Origin of the sequence: Roseiflexus castenholzii DSM 13941 (genome assembly GCF_000017805.1) — a bacterium.
Classification (GTDB): Bacteria; Chloroflexota; Chloroflexia; order Chloroflexales; family Roseiflexaceae; genus Roseiflexus; species Roseiflexus castenholzii.
This window is the reverse complement of the sequence record NC_009767.1, coordinates 1,938,208-1,954,708: the sequence shown is the minus strand read 5'-3', so window position 1 is coordinate 1,954,708 and position 16,501 is coordinate 1,938,208. Positions and strand designations below refer to the sequence as shown.

General features: G+C 61.7%; 14 protein-coding genes. 4 read left to right on the top strand and 10 right to left on the bottom strand.

Annotated elements, in window-relative coordinates; translation table 11 throughout:
* Positions 1 to 278: 278 nt before the first annotated feature.
* A complete protein-coding gene (locus RCAS_RS07850; RefSeq protein ID WP_012120053.1) occupies positions 279 to 3,140 on the top strand; it encodes a 2-oxoglutarate dehydrogenase E1 component in 2,862 nt (953 codons plus the stop codon).
* Positions 3,141 to 3,154: 14 nt separating this feature from the next.
* A complete protein-coding gene (gene odhB / locus RCAS_RS07845; protein ID WP_012120052.1) occupies positions 3,155 to 4,354 on the top strand; it encodes a 2-oxoglutarate dehydrogenase complex dihydrolipoyllysine-residue succinyltransferase in 1,200 nt (399 codons plus the stop codon).
* A gap of 205 nt (positions 4,355 to 4,559) precedes the next feature.
* Here the strand turns inward: odhB and RCAS_RS07840 are convergent, their stop codons facing one another.
* The 5 genes from RCAS_RS07840 to rpsF all read right to left on the bottom strand — a co-directional run bounded on the left by RCAS_RS07840 (position 4,560) and on the right by rpsF (position 9,700).
* Complete coding sequence (locus RCAS_RS07840; protein ID WP_041330409.1) at positions 4,560 to 5,471, bottom strand: PH domain-containing protein; 912 nt, start codon at positions 5,469 to 5,471, stop codon at positions 4,560 to 4,562.
* A gap of 1,331 nt (positions 5,472 to 6,802) precedes the next feature.
* Positions 6,803 to 8,323, bottom strand: a complete 1,521-nt coding sequence (locus RCAS_RS26185) for a peptidylprolyl isomerase (protein ID WP_049768808.1) — start codon at positions 8,321 to 8,323, stop codon at positions 6,803 to 6,805.
* A 110-nt stretch (positions 8,324 to 8,433) separates the two neighbouring features.
* On the bottom strand, positions 8,434 to 8,706 hold the full coding sequence (gene rpsR, locus RCAS_RS23875; RefSeq protein ID WP_012120049.1) for a 30S ribosomal protein S18: 273 nt from the start codon (positions 8,704 to 8,706) through the stop codon (positions 8,434 to 8,436).
* A 20-nt stretch (positions 8,707 to 8,726) separates the two neighbouring features.
* Positions 8,727 to 9,185 carry a single-stranded DNA-binding protein gene (locus tag RCAS_RS07825; RefSeq protein WP_012120048.1) on the bottom strand — a complete coding sequence of 153 codons (459 nt, stop codon included), beginning with the start codon at positions 9,183 to 9,185 and terminating at the stop codon, positions 8,727 to 8,729.
* Positions 9,186 to 9,223: 38 nt separating this feature from the next.
* Complete coding sequence (gene rpsF / locus RCAS_RS07820; protein ID WP_012120047.1) at positions 9,224 to 9,700, bottom strand: 30S ribosomal protein S6; 477 nt, start codon at positions 9,698 to 9,700, stop codon at positions 9,224 to 9,226.
* Between the two features lie 582 nt (positions 9,701 to 10,282).
* Between rpsF and RCAS_RS07815 the strand changes: the two genes are divergently transcribed.
* On the top strand, positions 10,283 to 11,017 hold the full coding sequence (locus RCAS_RS07815; protein WP_012120046.1) for a PIG-L deacetylase family protein: 735 nt from the start codon (positions 10,283 to 10,285) through the stop codon (positions 11,015 to 11,017).
* Between the two features lie 84 nt (positions 11,018 to 11,101).
* A complete protein-coding gene (locus RCAS_RS07810; protein WP_012120045.1) occupies positions 11,102 to 11,740 on the top strand; it encodes a CBS and ACT domain-containing protein in 639 nt (212 codons plus the stop codon).
* A 10-nt stretch (positions 11,741 to 11,750) separates the two neighbouring features.
* Here the strand turns inward: RCAS_RS07810 and RCAS_RS07805 are convergent, their stop codons facing one another.
* The 5 genes from RCAS_RS07805 to RCAS_RS07785 all read right to left on the bottom strand — a co-directional run bounded on the left by RCAS_RS07805 (position 11,751) and on the right by RCAS_RS07785 (position 16,492).
* The gene (locus tag RCAS_RS07805; RefSeq protein ID WP_012120044.1) at positions 11,751 to 12,089 is read right to left on the bottom strand and encodes an SCP2 sterol-binding domain-containing protein; all 339 of its coding nucleotides are present in this window, start codon (positions 12,087 to 12,089) and stop codon (positions 11,751 to 11,753) included.
* A 67-nt stretch (positions 12,090 to 12,156) separates the two neighbouring features.
* Entirely contained in the window at positions 12,157 to 12,753 is a 597-nt protein-coding gene (locus RCAS_RS07800) for a hypothetical protein (protein ID WP_012120043.1), read from the bottom strand.
* An 840-nt stretch (positions 12,754 to 13,593) separates the two neighbouring features.
* The gene (locus RCAS_RS07795) at positions 13,594 to 14,019 is read right to left on the bottom strand and encodes an FmdB family zinc ribbon protein (protein WP_012120042.1); all 426 of its coding nucleotides are present in this window, start codon (positions 14,017 to 14,019) and stop codon (positions 13,594 to 13,596) included.
* Positions 14,020 to 14,021: 2 nt separating this feature from the next.
* Complete coding sequence (locus tag RCAS_RS07790; RefSeq protein WP_012120041.1) at positions 14,022 to 14,807, bottom strand: Uma2 family endonuclease; 786 nt, start codon at positions 14,805 to 14,807, stop codon at positions 14,022 to 14,024.
* A 14-nt stretch (positions 14,808 to 14,821) separates the two neighbouring features.
* A complete protein-coding gene (locus tag RCAS_RS07785; RefSeq protein ID WP_012120040.1) occupies positions 14,822 to 16,492 on the bottom strand; it encodes an NAD(P)H-hydrate epimerase in 1,671 nt (556 codons plus the stop codon).
* Positions 16,493 to 16,501 lie beyond the last annotated feature (9 nt).

The following is a 16,501-nucleotide window of genomic DNA, read 5'->3' as shown; positions in this document are numbered from 1 at the left end:
CAGACTCAAGTGATCTGAACACATGTCAGCGCCATCTTTCTCAAAACGACGCCAGCTACCGGACGGGGAACACAAAAGCAGGAAATTCAGACAAGGGAAGAGAATGGAGCGCTGATGCACCTTCAGGTCAGTCCTGGCTTTCACACGCATGTTGCTCTGGTCTGACAGCGATGACGCACGGACCGACACCAGGCGATTGCTGCGGAACCGCAGCTATGCCAATAGCAACGATACGAGTGCTATAATGGGTGAGCAAAAGGACAAAGAATAGGTGATCCATGCCTGCCGATACACTGTTTCACGGACCAAACGCCGGATACGTGATCGAACTCTACGAACGCTACCGCGCCAACCCTGAGTCGGTCGACCCGGCGACGCGCACCTTCTTCGCGCACTGGTCGCCGGAGGAGATCGCAACGGTTGCCGTTGCCACACCTCCACCTGCGGCGCTTCCGATGATCGATCTCCAGACTGCGCCGGACATTGATCTCTCCAAAGCGCATATCGGTCCAACATCGCCGATCGATGTCACCCACACCGTCGCTGCCGCCCGTCTCATTCGCTACATTCGCGAGCTGGGGCATCTGGCGGCGCGGATCGACCCGCTCGGCAGCGATCCGCCCGGCGATCCGGGTCTTGATGCCGCCATCCACGACGTCACCGATGCCGACCTGGCGCTCCTGCCCGCCTATATCGTGCGCGGACCCCTGGCTGCCGAGTCGCGCAATGCACTCGACGGCGTGCAAAAACTGCGCGAGGTCTACTGCGGCACAATCGGCTACGAAACCGACCATGTGCAGGTCTTTGAGGAACGCGCCTGGATCCGCGACGCAGTCGAGAGCCGTCGATTCTTCTACGGCTTCGACGATGTTCGCAAACGTGAACTTCTCGAACGCCTGACCGAGGTTGAGACCTTCGAGCGTTATCTGCACCAGACCTTTGTCGGGCAGAAGCGGTTCTCAATCGAAGGATGCGACATGCTGATCCCAATGATCGACTCGATCATTCGCAATGCTGCGGTCGGCGGCGTGCGCGAAGTCGTCATCGGAATGGCGCATCGCGGGCGCCTGAATGTGCTGGCGCATATTCTGGGCAAGCCGTATAGTGCCATTCTGAGCGAATTTCTGACTGCCGGGCGCGACGCGGCGCTCTCACCGGCCGGACGCGGCGCTGCCGGGTGGGTTGGGGACGTCAAGTACCACCTCGGCGCACACCGCGCTTTCCGCGAAGCCGGGATCGAGCAGATGCCGATCACGCTGGCGCCCAACCCCAGTCACCTGGAGTTTGTCAATCCGGTTGTCGCCGGGCGCGCGCGCGCCGTGCAGGAACAGTGCGATCAAGCGGGTGCGCCGGTGCAGGATAAACGCGCTTCGCTCCCAATCCTCATCCACGGCGATGCGGCTTTTCCCGGTCAGGGGATCGTCGCCGAGACGCTGAACCTTGCCAACCTTGCCGGGTATAGCACCGGCGGAACTATCCACATTATCGTCAACAATCAGATCGGGTTCACCACCTCGCCGCGCGAAGGCCGTTCGACGCTCTACGCCAGCGATCTGGCGAAAGGGTTCGAGATTCCGATTGTCCACGTCAATGCCGATGATGTCGAGGGGTGCATCGCGGTGGCGCGCATGGCTTACGCCTACCGCGAGCGCTTCGGCAAGGACTTTCTGATCGATCTGGTCGGCTACCGGCGTTGGGGGCATAACGAAGGCGATGAACCTGCATTTACGCAACCAACGATGTACACGATTATCGCGCGACACCCGACGGTTCGTGAGCAGTGGGCGTCGAAACTGATCGCGGAAGGCGTGATATCCGCCGAAGAGTCGAACCAGATGATGACGACCGTCTGGGATCGGTTACAGCAGGCGCGCAGCGAAGCGGAAGCGCACCCGCACTTCGAGGAGCCGCCGCCATCGCCGCCTCCGGGCATCGCCCGACGCACGCATACCGCCGTTGCCGCCGAGCGACTGGTTGCGCTCAACGAGGCGCTCCTCCAGTGGCCCCCTGGCTTTCGGGCGCACCCGCGACTGGAACGCATGCTGGAACGGCGGCGCACGGCGCTGCATATGCCAGGCGCCATCGAGTGGGCGCACGCCGAGATTCTGGCATTCGCCTCGCTCCTGGAAGAGGGCATCCCCATCCGCCTGACCGGACAGGACGTTGAGCGCGGCACGTTTAGCCAGCGCCATCTGGTGCTGCACGATGCGCAGACTGATGAACGCTGGTGTCCCCTCCAGGCGCTGCCGCAGGCGCGTGCATCGTTTGCGGTCTACAATAGTCCGCTCTCCGAAGCGGCTGCACTCGGTTTCGAGTTCGGCTATTCGGCGCACAACCCGCAGGCGCTCGTCATCTGGGAGGCGCAATTCGGCGACTTCGCCAACGGCGCGCAGGTCATCATCGATCAGTTTATCGTGTCGGCGCGCAAGAAATGGGGACAAACGCCGGCGCTTGTCATGCTCCTCCCTCACGGTTACGAAGGGCAGGGTCCCGAACATTCGAGCGCGCGCCTCGAACGCTTTTTGCAACTTGCCGCCGAGGACAACATTCGGGTGGCGAACTGTACCACGGCAGCGCAGTATTTCCATCTGCTGCGCCGCCAGGCGCTCCTGTTGAACGCCGATCCGCGCCCATTGATTGTGATGACGCCCAAAAGCCTGCTGCGCCACCCACGCGCTGCGTCATCGCTGCACGATCTCAGCGAAGGGCGCTTCCAGCGGGTGATCGACGATCCACAGGCACGTGAGCGTCCGGCGGATGTTGCGCGCCTGGTGCTCTGTTCCGGGAAAATCTATGTCGATCTGCTGAGCGCCAGCGACACGCCGTTGACGAATGGCGTCGCAGTGGTGCGGCTGGAGGAATTGTATTCCTTCCCCGTCGATGAACTGCGCGACGTGCTGGCGGGCTACCCCAATCTTCAGGAGGTCATCTGGTTGCAGGAAGAGCCGGAGAACATGGGCGCCTGGCGCTATGTTGCGCCGCGTCTGCGCGAACTGATCGGACCCGACCTGACGCTCAGTTATGTCGGGCGACCGGCATCGGCGAGTCCATCGGAAGGATCGCTGGCGTTGCATCTGATCGAGCAGCAACGCCTGATCGCCGAGGCGCTGCGCGCGCCAGCAGTTGAACAGTATCACTGAACCACGAGGATGGTATGGCAGTCGAGATTAAGGTCCCAACACTGGGAGAGTCGATCGTCGAAGCCACGGTTGGGGCATGGCGCAAACACGAAGGCGACCCGATCACCGCCGGTGAGGTGCTGGTCGAACTCGAAACCGATAAAGTAACCGTTGAGGTGACCGCCGAAGAGTCTGGGGTTCTGAGCCACATTCTCAAACCTGATGGCGCGATTGTGACCATGGGCGAAATCCTGGGCATTATCGCTGAAACCGCTGAGACGCCGGTCGCGGCGCAGTCGCACGATGGCGCATCCGGAACCAGAGTGATGGCTACTCCGGTCGCGCGCCGGGTCGCCGAGACGCAGGGGGTGGACATTGCCGCCATCCCCGGCAGCGGTCCCGGCGGTCGGGTGACGAAAGAGGACGTGCTCAAACGCGAGAGGGCGCCCCGTCCTGCGCCGATGGAACACACCCCCCCGCCGCCCGCTCCGACATCGGCGCCTCCGCCTGTTCCTGCGCCGGTCTCCGGCGAAGGACGGCGTGAGGAGCGCATTCGGATGAGTCGCCGCCGCCAGACGATTGCCGCCCGTCTTGTTGAAGCGCAACGCACAGCGGCAATGCTGACGACATTCAACGAGATCGATATGAGCGCCGTCATCGACCTGCGCAAGCGCCATCGCGATCCGTTTCGCGAGCGTCATGGCGTCGGTCTCGGTTTCATGTCGTTCTTCACGAAAGCAGTCATCGGCGCGCTGAAAGCCTTCCCGTTGCTCAATGCCGAAATCCGTGGCGACGAGATCATCATCAAACACTATTACGACATCGGTATTGCCGTCAGCACCGACGAAGGGTTAGTCGTGCCGGTGTTGCGCGACGCCAATCGCCTCAGTTTTGCCGAGATCGAGCGCGGCATCGAAGAACTGGCGCGCCGCGCCCGCGAGTCAAAACTCACGATTGCCGATCTCCAGGGAGGCACCTTCACCATCACCAACGGCGGTATCTTCGGCTCACTCATGTCAACGCCAATCCTCAACACACCGCAGGTTGGCATCCTGGGCATGCACAAGATTCAGGAGCGCCCGGTAGCGCTTGATGGGCAGGTCGTCATTCGCCCGATGATGTATGTCGCGCTTTCCTACGATCACCGCATTATCGACGGGCGTGAGGCGGTATCATTTTTGGTGCGGGTGAAAGAACTGGTGGAAGACCCAGAGCGACTGTTGCTGGAGGGGTAATACCAATGACGCTTGACGATGCCGCATGCGTGGCATTCCGAGCCCTTCGCTTCGCTCAGGGTAAACGCAGCGAGGAAACTGAGCGGGTCGCGCACGACCCCTCGCGCTGCGCGGGGTGACCATGCCGGATGGTCACCGGTCATTGGTATAACGCACTGACACAGATCATTGGTATAACGCACTGATGCAGTGCAAGCGACACGCTTCACCAGAGTATCTGCACGACCGCAACGAGAAATAGGAGTTGCACAATGACCGAGGCGCCCTGCAACAAACGCGCACCAAGCGGCAGACTCCGGTATAGTGCCAGACCAGCTGTTGTATTGAGCAGACTCAGACCAAACGCCGCAAGGGGCAGAAAGAGGGTCTGATGGCGTGGACGCAACTCGGCAAGTTCACCGGTTGCGTCGAAGCGCATCTCCACCAGCGGCGCCAGCGACGGATAGGCGACGGCGACCAACCCAAACGCCAGCAGATTGATCATCATCGCTGCCAGAACCAGCGCCAGCACGGTTCTGTCGCGCCAGAATGCATAGTGAAACACCCGGCTGTGTTCGAGCGACGGTTGCAGGACCTTGGTCGCGCCCAGACTCCGGCGCTGTTCGAGGTCCTGCACGAATGCGTCCGGGTCTTCCGGTGAGAGGGCATAGGCGGCGTCTGCGGTGTAGATAATCAGGCACTCGCCTGGAGGTTGCGTTGCGTACAGGTAAAGCGGCGCTTCACCGGTAAATGCGCGCCCCCAATACGTGCCTACGCGCTGGAACGGACCAAACGGCAAAAACACCGGACCTGCCCCGACATCGATCGTTATAATCCTATCCAGAGGAATAATCACTTGATTGCCCGCCCAGCGGATATACAATCCGTTGCGGTCGATATCGTAGGTGAGCGTCAGGGCGGACATCAAGCGATGCGCCGACCACAGCGCCGCCAGCAGGCTGCCAATAAGCAACAGCAGCCAACCCAATGCGCCAATATCGATCTGCCATGTTTCGGGGCTGCCGCTCAGGCGACGTATCAGATCCACAACCGCCAGAGTAACGCCGCCAAGCGCAAGAATCAACAGACCAAGCGCCATCCATCGCCCGTGGGCAGATCGTGGTTTCCAATGTCTCATGGTTGCATGTCTTGCGCCTCGCCTTTTGCCTCTGGAGCAGACATTTGAGGTCACGGCGAAGCATACCCAGAGGAAGCGAGTCTTTCCGCCAGCAATGACCGCCAGCATAGCGATGCGTGTGGAGCAGACTTCAAAGGTCGAGGATGTCTTCGACCTTCCCACGAGAACGGGCGAGCGAACCGCTTAACCCTACGCTCCTTTCTACCTTTCGTCTCTCACCCCTCGCCTCTCCACAAATGCGAGATAAATCTCGCGCTACGCCATTGCCGGACCCTGCTCGCCGCTCACTCTCTCACCCTCGCCTCTCCACAAATGCGAGATACATCGCGCGCGACGCCATTGCCGGACCCCGCTCGCCGCTCACCCTCTCACCCTCGTCTCTCCACAAATGCGAGATACATCGCGCGCGACGCCATTGCCGGACCCCTCGCCTCTCACGCCTCGCGCCTCACCCCTCTCGCCTCTCACCTCGCCACAAATGCGAGATACATCGCGCGCGACGCCATTGCCGGACCCCTCGCCTCTCACGCCTCGCGCCTCACCCCTCTCGCCTCTCACCTCGCCACAAATGCGAGATACATCGCGCGCGACGCCATTGCCGGACCCCTCGCCTCTCACGCCTCGCGCCTCACCCCTCTCGCCTCTCACCTCGCCACAAATGCGAGATACATCGCGCGCGACGCCATTGCCGGACCCCTCGCCTCTCACGCCTCGCGCCTCACCCCTCTCGCCTCTCACCTCTCCACAAATGCGAGATACATCGCGCGCGACGCCATTGCCGGACCCCGCTCGCCGCTCGCCTCGTCTCTCCACAAATGCGAGATAAATCTCGCGCGACGCCATTGCCGGACCCTGCTCGCCGCTCACTCTCTCACCCTCGTCTCTCCACAAATGCGAGATACATCGCGCGCGACGCCATTGCCGGACCCTGCTCGCCGCTCACTCTCTCACCCTCGCCTCTCCACAAATGCGAGATACATCGCGCGCGACGCCATTGCCGGACCCCGCTCGCCGCTCACCCTCGCCTCTCCACAAATGCGAGATACATCGCGCGCGACGCCATTGCCGGACCCCGCTCGCCGCTCACCCTCGCCTCTCCACAAATGCGAGATACATCGCGCGCGACGCCATTGCCGGACCCTGCTCGCCGCTCGCCTCGTCTCTCCACAAATGCGAGATACATCGCGCGCGACGCCATTGCCGGACCCCGCTCGCCGCTCGCCTCGTCTCTCCACAAATGCGAGATACATCGCGCGCGACGCCATTGCCGGACCCCGCTCGCCGCTCGCCTCTCACCTCTCGCCTCTCACCTCTCGCCTCTCACCTCACATTTACGGCGTCGGCGTTATCTCAGGCGTTCCTTGAGGGACGCCGGTTTCAGTTGGCGTCGGCAACGGCGTTGGCGTTGGTTCGCCTCCCAATTCCACCGTTGGCAGCGGAGCGGGCGTCCCGGTCGGCAGCGGCGACGGAGTTGGCACGAGCGTTGGGAAGCGCTGAATATTGATTGCCGCGCGCTGTTCTTCGAGCCAGCGCTCGAACGCCTCAGCTCGCGCCTTATTGAGCTGCACCTCGCGTGTATCGACCGTGCGACGCACCAGTTGCACAATGTGCCAGCCAAACGAGGTGCGCACTGGACCGACGATGTCGTTCTCGGCTGCATTGGCGATTGCCTGAACGATTGCCGGATCGATCTGCCGTCCATCGGTGGTCTTGCCATCTTTGTCGAACAACGGCAGCGTCCCGCCGGTCTCCTTCGTATTGAAATCCTCAGAGCGTTCACGCGCCAACTCCGCGAAATCGGCAGCCGCCCGCGCATCTGCCAGCAGCGCCTCGGCTTCAGCACGGCGCGCAGCAAACGCCCGTTCACGCTCTTCTTCCGTCGCCGTGAGCGGAACCGTCACTTTGAGCAGGATATGGCGCACCTCAATGCTGCTCGGATCGGTGGTTGGCGTAAACGTCGCATCCGGCACCAGTTGCTCCTGCACCTTACTCGTCAGAACCTGGCGCAAAAACTGGGCATACAGACCACGCCGAAAATCGTCGATTGTCAGATGAATGCGACGCTGGGGATCGACGCGCCGCATCTCATTGACATACTCATCGTACAGGCGCTGCAATGCCACCTGTTGGCGAGCCAGGGCTTCGTCCGGCAGCGGTGTTGGCGACGGCGTCTGAGTCGGTTCCGGCGTCGGCGACGGCGTTGGCGTCGCTGTCGGACCAGCGGGGGTCGGCGATGGCGTTCCTGGTCCGATAGTTGGTTCCGACTGGCTGGTTGGCGGCAAGGTCGGCGGCAGAACAGCAGTCGGCGTCACCGCATCGACCGGCGGCGCAAATTCAGCGCCATACAGATTGATGAACTCCTGTGCCACCTCACCATCGGTCACCTGAATCGCAAATCCGGTCTGCGCACCCTGTCGGATCAGTTGCAGATCGATCCATTGCTGCACCAGAGCGTCGTCCACCGGTTCATCACGCGCAGCGACAGCCTGAGCATCGATCTGCGGAATCTGATCGAGGAACTGTTGCGCAAACTGCGAACCGAAGGTTGCCAGATAGAGACTCTGCGCAATCGAGCGCGCCGCTTCGCCACGACGCTCCGCCTCATAATCGCCGCGGGTCAGCGTCACATCGCCGACCTGCGCCACCGGACGACCCGGCAGCCAGAGCCGTTCGTAGACCAGTCCCGCAGTGATGGCGATCAACGCCAGCGCCACAACCACCACTGTACCAATCACAATCGCGCGCTGTCGGCGACGTTCAATCTCACTGCGACGCAGATGGCGGCGTGGAGGCGCCGGAGCGCGCGCGCCGGTCGAGCGCGGCGGTTGCGGTTTGCGTTGATTAGACGTCATATGAAGACAAATCTTGCACACAAGAGCCGCCACGGTTCATACACCCTGCGAGCTGATGCAACACAGGCGAACGAACCGGGCGGTTCTGCGAGGAGTAGACTCACGATGGCTTACGAATGCATATGCGCTGCAACAAACGGCAGCAGCGCCATATGGCGCGCCCGCTTGATCGCTACTGTGAGCGAACGCTGATGGCGCGCGCACACACCAGTACGGCGACGCGGCAGAATCTTGCCGCGTTCGGACATGCAGCGTTGCAGCCGCTTCACATCTTTATAATCCACGACGCGAATCTTATCGGCGCAGAATGCGCAAACTTTGCGCCGGGCGCCAAAGCGACGGCGTGATGCGCCAGCGCTACGACGGGTCTGATCGTCAGTCACAAGAAACCTCACCTGAGTCGCTAGAACGGAATATCCTCATCGCCAATGACAAAATCGTCCTTCGCCTGTTGCCCACGAGCAGGGGAGCGATGATCAGGCTGATGATAGGGCGGTTCATCGCTGTAGTGTGATGGTTCTCGCGGAACTCGGCTGTCGAGCATAATCATATCGCTCGCCACCACCTCGGTGCGGTAGTGCGTCACACCATTCTGATCTTCCCAATGGCGAGTCTGGAGACGCCCTTCGATGTAGACGCGACTGGATTTACGCAGGTGCTCATAGCAGATTTCAGCCAGTTTGTTCCACGTCACCACGTTGAACCACTCCGTTTCCTCATGCAATTCACCGCTGCCATCCTTCCATTGCCGTCCGGTGGCAACGCTAAACGTCGTGACAGGACTGCCGCCAGGCGTATGACGCATCTCTGGATCCTTGCCGAGACGCCCAATGATCATCACCTTATTCAGATCCTTCGCCATTGTTCGTTCCTCTCCCCTTCATAACGAACCAGCGCCTATCAGTCTTCATCGTCCTCGTCGCCTGCTTCGACGTCCTCCACGTCCAGTTCTTCTTCATCCTCCTCGAAGTCTTCATCCTCAGGCTCTGCACCATCGAACGACTCGACCGGTGCGACCGTAGAACGCGCCGCGCCGCGCGTCTCGACCAGCGTCAGCAGATAGCGCAGCACCGAGTCGTTGAGTTTGAGCAGGCGTTCGAGTTCAGCGACGCGATCCGTCGCCATCTGAAAGTTCATCAGCACATAATACCCTTCGGTGAACACCCGACGGCTCGCTTCGCCTTCGACATAGGCGCGGATCGGGTAGGCAAATTTCCGCCGCCCCCAGGGTGGCGCGTGATTGATGGCTGTCATAACGCCACCAAGATTGGTGATCGCCTGGGAGACTCGCTCGATGGCGTTGTGAATCTCCTCATCGCCAATTCGTATTGGGGGGATAATGAATAACAGTTCGTAGTCACGACGACGCTCGCGCATTGATCCTCCTCTGGTCACTGGCCCTCTTTGTCGGACCCGCACCATGCGCGGAGGCGCGGACGCAAGAGAGCAGAAGCGTTCTTCAGTTGCAGAGGACGATTATAGCACAGACCAGGTGAACGCGCAACGCTTCGACAGCGGTGCAGACACGCGGGCGCCGCCGCGCGGGGCTAACCGGAATGGGCGCGCGCATCCGCGCAAGGCGCGTCCGCCGCGCGGGAATGAATGCCCGCACTGAGTGAACCAAGCTCCGCAAGTGTAGGTTCAAGGGCGGGCAGCACGCATAATCATAGTGGGCTTGCATCGCGTTGGGATGCGCCGTTTTACCCTCGCCCCTCTCCCGCGCGCCTACTGTGCCGGTGTTCGCGCGGATGTTCTATCTCCCCCTTAAACTGGCGTAGGGCGGCGGGATTGGCGCACGCATCCGCGCAGGGCGCGCCTGCCGTGCGTTCTCCTCGATGATTCAGCCTCGAGCAATGCAGCAGATTACGGACTCACCTGCCCACACCCTCGACAACCCATCCGAGTTGCGGTACACTGCGTTCTATGCTCAAATGATGCCATTCAGCACGAGAAAAGACCATGAGCGACACACCATTCTCTCCGCTGCGAATCCTGGGCATTTTTGCCCACCCGGACGACCCGGAATTCAGCATGGGCGGCAGCGCCGCGCGTTGGGCGGACGAAGGGCACGAGGTCTACTACTGTATCGTGACCGACGGTTCCGCCGGCAGCAATGACCCGCACCAGGACTTGCGCGCATTGGTGCGCATTCGTGAAGAAGAACAACGCGCCGCTGCCCGCGTGCTCGGCGTGCGCGATGTGTTCTTTCTTGGTTACAAGGACGGCGTGCTCGAACCGACGCTCGAACTGCGCCGTGAGTTGACGCGCCTGATCCGCCGCCTGAAGCCGGACCGCGTCGTCTGCGGCGATCCGACCGCGTTCTTCTATGGCGATGAGTACGTCAACCATGCCGATCACCGCGCCGCCGCCGAAGCCGCTGTCGCCGCCGTCTTCCCCAGCGCACCGACGCGCCCGATCTTCCCGGAACTGCTCGCCGAAGGACTTGAGCCGCACCAGGTCAAAGAACTGTACATCACCTCCGATCAAGCGGGATTGTATACAACATATGTGGACATATCCATGACGATCGAGCGCAAAATCGAAGCCTTGCGCTGCCACGCCAGTCAGGTCCAGGTCGGCGACGGTCAATGGCTGCGCGATTGGGCGGCGGAGACCGGCAAAGCCGCAGGACTGGCATATGCCGAAGCGTTTCGGGTTATGCGGTTGGCGCGCGAGCATCAGGACGGGTCATAAATCCGCCGTTGTGCAAACACGCTTGTGCGTGCGCATTGTGATTGACAATCACAGATTATGATCTGAAGAAACAGGAGCACTCCTATGCTTGTCGGTGAACGCATGTCCGCTCCGGTCATTACCGTGGCGCCCAAAACCACTGTGTCAGACGCCTTAATGCTGTTCCGGGAAAAGCGCATCCGGCGCGCCCCGGTGATCGACCATCACCGGTTGGTTGGCATCGTCGCCGAGCGCGACCTGCTTTTTGCGTCGCCATCGCCGATCACGTCGCTGAGTGTATGGGAATTGAACTATTTGTTGAGCAAACTGACGGTCGATGAGGTCATGACCCACGAGGTGATTACCGTCGCCGAGGATACCCCCATTGAGGAAGCAGCGCGCATTATGGCGGACAAGCGCGTCGGCGGGTTGCCGGTGATGCGCGGGCATGACGTTGTCGGCATCATCACCGAAACCGATCTGTTCAAAATCCTGCTCGAACTGATGAGTGTGCGCGAGCATGGCGTGCGGGTGACGGCGTTGCTCGATGACCGTCCCGGCATGCTGGCTCGCTTGAGCACGGCCGTTTTCCAGGCGAACGGCAACTTCATTTCGTTCGGTCAGTTCGACAAAGAAGACGGTGCGCGTCTGATCACCTTCAAGATCAGCGGATTAACCCTCGATCAGGTGAAAGCGACGATTGCGCCGGTCGTCAAGCAGGTTTTTGATATTCGGGAGGTATGATTCGGGTCGGTCAGTCACTCGAAAAGAGCGATTTCAGGCGCATCAGGAGCAGGGCGTCGCCTTCGACGCGATACCGCCGCATCAGGTATGCCAGCGTCCCATCCAGTTTCCCGTGGGCAATTGCCAGCCATATGTCTGAGCGAGCATGAATGCTGACATCGGGTGTGGGAAAGACGCCTTCGTGGAATAGACACTCACCATCAGCGATGCGCAGGTAGTAGTCCCCCGGTTCGGCGCCGGTGATGCGAAACTGAATGACAGCGCGCAGTCCGCGCGCCGCGCGCGCGTTGAACGCCAGCGGCATGCCGCGGATTGCGTCGCGGCAGGTAAGGTTGTCGGGAGGTTTCACGATTCTTCCCTTCAAAACCTGGAAGGTCTATCTGGACGCCTGCCAGCGCTGGCGATTCTTCCACCGGTCAGGTTGCATCACACCCGTCGACTCCAGGCAAAGACCCAAGAGGCGTGGATATTCTTTCCCTCCTGTCTCTCGCCTCACGCGCGCATTCTCCGCACCACAGCACGCAGTTCTGCGCCGACCAGCGTTTGCCGCCGCGACGAGGATCGACCAGATAGTAGACTTCGAGTGGAACACCGGCGACACCACAGCGTTCGCACCGGCCCCGCGCTCGGCGATAGACGCGCCAGTTATAGTGCGGCAGGTGCAGATCAAGCGCCAGATGCACCGTCAGCCCGGCGGCAAACGGGCGCAGCGGCGACCAGAGGATCGCCGTGATCCAGACCAGCGGTACTGTAACCTGCGGCTCGTGCGCAATCGAGCGAAGTGACCCGTATCGCGGTTGTGTGTCACCCCGGCGCGGCGGACGATGCCGCCGCCGGTCGTAGCGCAACGCGCCGACGGGGTTCCAGTCGCCGCTGCGCAGCGCGTAGAGCACGAAATGATCGATATCCAGCGCCACGCCACCAAGGATCGTCAGCGCCGCGCGGAATGGTGAGCGCGGGTAGAGCGCCAGACCGGTCGCCGCAGCCGCCAGAATGTGTTCACGAAAACGCACGACTTCCTGTTGCTTTCAATGACATCCGTCGGGTTGAGCCAACCCGGAACATGGCATCCTGACGTCGCCTGTCACCTTTCCGCAGGCAATGCAACCCCATTGCAGACATCCACACCGATCTGCTCCCGCCGGGCAAGAGTGTCCCTTTCCCCATCGGAGAAGATGCGAAAAGGGAGCAATGCCCTCGCGGGAAGCGTTTGTCAGGCGCCTTCCCCTGCCGGACGAGGGCATCCCCTTCCCCCTTCCGCAGTTCAAGGACGGACCGAGTCCCCGCTCAAACACCGGCGCCCCCACCAGGGGACGGACTCGAGCACAGCGCCGGTCTCCCTTCTCCCGCACGCGGGAGAGGGGCAGGGGTAAAACGGCGCATCCCAACGCCATGCATGCCCGCTAGGCGCATGCGCGCTGTCCACCCTGAAACCTCCCCACCGGGGAAGGTGGACGGAGAAGGATGTTCGACTTGACAACGCGGGAAAACCCCGACCACGAATACCAATGACGATTGAAGATGCCACATGCGTGTCATTCCGAGCGCAGCGACTTGTCATTCCGAGCGCAGCGAGGAATCTAAGCGGGTCGCGCCAGACCCCTCGCGCTGCGTGGACGGAGAAGGATGTTCGACTTGACAACGCGGGAAAACCCCGACCACGAATACCACGATTGAAGATGCCACATGCGTGTCATTCCGAGCGCAGCGAGGAATCTCAGCGGGTCACGCCAGACCCCTCGCGCTGCTCGGGGTGACCATGCCGGATGGTCACAGGTCATTGGTATAACCTCTGTCACCATGAGGCGCCCTACCGTACTTGTACGGTGCGACCATCGTCATGGCGGTTCTCTTCAAGCCCATCCAAGGTCATCAGGTTGTGACACACCCTTCTTTGATGCAGGCGCTGTCTCCTCGCCCTCCGCGTCGCTGCCATCGTCTTCGCCTTTGTCTTTGCGCTGCAATTCCTCTTCCAGCATCTCGTCCACCATCTCGTCCCAATCGTCGCCCGCTTCTTCGCCGAGTTCCTTGCCCAACTTCTTCGCCCATCGCGCGATCGATCGCGGGTCGTTCTCGTCGAGACCGGCGAGCATCGACGGATCGGCAAGCGCCTCGATGCGCGATTCCTCGGACTTGAGCACCGCCACCCGCGAAATCGCGCGGCGCACGTCGGTTGTGCCGCAGCGCGGGCATGCAAGCCCCTCCGGGTCACGGAACCCATACACCAGTTTCTGGAAACGCCCGTTGCACTGTGGGCAGAGATACTCATAGATCGGCATGGCTACGCCTCCTCTGGCGCCTGTGGTTCGGTTGACGATTTCGCGCGCTTCGCCAGTGCAGCGCGCAAACGGGCAACTTCTGCCTCCAATTTTGCGGCGCGGGCTTCCAGTTTTGCGGCATGCGCCTCCGCCGCCAGACGCGCTTGCGTTTCTGCGAGCAACTCGCGTTCGGCAGCCAGACGCGCCGCTTCCGCTGCACGCCGCGCCAGCACTTCTTCGTCCGATGTTGGCAACCGCTCACCGGTTTGCGAGTTATAGAGCCGCAGGATCGAGTCTTCCTGGCGCAGTTCCAGGTTCAGGGCGTCGCTCCTCAACGGAAACGTCTGCATACGTTCATACATCCCATTGACCAGCCGGAAACCCTGAAGCTGTGGATCGAGATAGTCGCCGTTGGGATCAAAGATAAAATACTCCGGCACTCCCAGCGCAGCGTAGATCGCCGGTTTGCGTTCACGATCATCCTTCTGCGTGCGTTTTGAGGTAATCTCGATGACTACATCCGGCACACGCCCGCCTTCCTTCCAGGTTTGGAAGATCTGACGACGGCGCTGCGGCACACCCATGATGACGAACACATCAGGCGCAACGACGGCGCGCGGGTTGCCTTCTTCGTAGTAAATGAACAGATTGCCCGCCACGTAGGCGATGGTCGAACTCAGGAACCACTTCAGAGCAAAGATGAGATCGGGCATCAAGTCGCGGTGCAGATCGGTCTCACCCATGGGTTTGCCGTCGCTCTCCGGGTAGTGGACGCGCCGGGGGCGAACGGGTCGTTTCAGCGTCGTCATGGCAGCGCCTTCTTTCACGACTGTTTCAGGGCGCGAATTGCCAGCGGCAGACGCGGCAGTAAATCACCGGCAAGCGTCCCCATATCCCCGAGTTCGTCGCGCACCAGGCGACCGGCAGCGCTATGGAGGTAGACGCCAAGCGTTGCGGCATCGAACGGCTTCAACCCCTGCGCCAGCAGCCCCGCGATGGCGCCCGCCAACACATCACCGGTTCCGGCGGTCGCCAGTGCCGGGTTGCCGCCATCATTCACGCGCACCCGCCCCTCCGGGTCGGCAATGACCGTCGTTGCGCCCTTGAGCACCACGATCTGCTTCCAGCGCGCGGCGGCGTCCTTCGCCACATCGACCGGATGCTCAGCGATCTGTTCGACGCCGAGCAGACGACGCATCTCACCGGGATGGGGAGTCAGCACACACCTCCCCATCGGCAAACGATCCCAGACGGCGCCGAACGCGGCATTCGATGGTTCAGGATGATGAATCAGGTCTGCCAGAATATTCAGACCATCGGCATCAATGACCGTGAACGGCAGTTCCGGTCGCTGTTTCACAGCGGCTTTCTCGCTCCCCGCTGTGGCGATACGGAACCCGATCTGCCCACGATGGCGCGGCGATTGCAAGCCGAGCAACCGTTCAAAGAACGCGCGCGTCGCCTTTTCGCGCCCCAGACCCGGACCAACGAGCAACGCCTGATAGTCGCCAAGAATGGCGAGCATTTCATCGGCTGCGGCATCGCCGAGCACGCCCCATTCGGCTTCGGGCAGCGGGTGGAGCGTCACTTCGGGGATGCGCCCCGGACCAACCAGTTGGCTGCGCCCGACGGCGAGGGTCACCAGGCCGGCGCCAACGCGCGCGGCGCCAGCGCTCGCCAGAGACGCTGCGCCGGGATAATGCACCGATCCAGCCACCACGAGCGCTTTGCCAAACGTACCCTTGTGCGAATCCGGCGGGCGTGGCGGCAAGAGCGAACGCGCCAGGTCCCCGTCGATTAATTCGGTCATAATGCCCTCCAGGTCGGCTGGCGAAAGACCGATATCGACGCTGCACAGTTCGCCAGCATACGCGCGCGCCGGGTAGAAGACCAACCCGCGTTTGAGCGGACCGGTCGAAACGGTCAGATCGGCGCACACCGCATTGCCGAGCAACGCACCGCTATCGGCATGGACGCCGGTGGGAACATCGACCGCCAGCACGAACGGTCGGGCAGATCGGTCGCGCTGCGCTGTCACCATATTCAGCGTCGCAATGATGGTCGCCAGTTCGCCTTCAACCGGACGGTTGGCGCCGTAGCCGAGAAGCGCGTCAATCACCAGGTCGCTTTCGGCAAGCGCACGGCGCAGCGCCTGACTCTGCGGATCATCGGCGGCGCGCACTTCGGAGATGGCGCGTTCACGACACAAGCGCCAGTTTCCATCAGTGGACGTTTCCTGCCGCCGCCAGAAGTAGAGCATCACCTTCACGCCAGCGTCGTGCAACAGGCGCGCCGCCACCAACCCATCACCGCCGTTGTTGCCAGGACCGACCAGCACCAGCGCGCAGCGACCCGCAGGATTGCCGATCGCCTCGCGCGCCACCCGCGCCACTCCTGTACCCGCCTGTTCCATCAAACCCGACCAGGTCGCGCCGCGAGCGACCGCCGCTTCTTCGATGGCGCGCATTTCTCCCGCAGTGACGATCTTGCTCATGGTCGCCAG

Coding starts and splice junctions, on each gene's coding strand:
- RCAS_RS07850 (WP_012120053.1), top strand. CDS start 279: ATGCCTGCCGATACACTGTTTCACGGACCAAACGCCGGATACGTGATC.
- RCAS_RS07840 (WP_041330409.1), bottom strand. CDS start 5,471: ATGAGACATTGGAAACCACGATCTGCCCACGGGCGATGGATGGCGCTT.
- RCAS_RS07795 (WP_012120042.1), bottom strand. CDS start 14,019: ATGCCGATCTATGAGTATCTCTGCCCACAGTGCAACGGGCGTTTCCAG.
- RCAS_RS07825 (WP_012120048.1), bottom strand. CDS start 9,185: ATGGCGAAGGATCTGAATAAGGTGATGATCATTGGGCGTCTCGGCAAG.
- RCAS_RS07785 (WP_012120040.1), bottom strand. CDS start 16,492: ATGAGCAAGATCGTCACTGCGGGAGAAATGCGCGCCATCGAAGAAGCG.
- RCAS_RS07810 (WP_012120045.1), top strand. CDS start 11,102: ATGCTTGTCGGTGAACGCATGTCCGCTCCGGTCATTACCGTGGCGCCC.
- odhB (WP_012120052.1), top strand. CDS start 3,155: ATGGCAGTCGAGATTAAGGTCCCAACACTGGGAGAGTCGATCGTCGAA.
- rpsF (WP_012120047.1), bottom strand. CDS start 9,700: ATGCGCGAGCGTCGTCGTGACTACGAACTGTTATTCATTATCCCCCCA.
- RCAS_RS07815 (WP_012120046.1), top strand. CDS start 10,283: ATGAGCGACACACCATTCTCTCCGCTGCGAATCCTGGGCATTTTTGCC.
- RCAS_RS26185 (WP_049768808.1), bottom strand. CDS start 8,323: ATGACGTCTAATCAACGCAAACCGCAACCGCCGCGCTCGACCGGCGCG.
- RCAS_RS07790 (WP_012120041.1), bottom strand. CDS start 14,807: ATGACGACGCTGAAACGACCCGTTCGCCCCCGGCGCGTCCACTACCCG.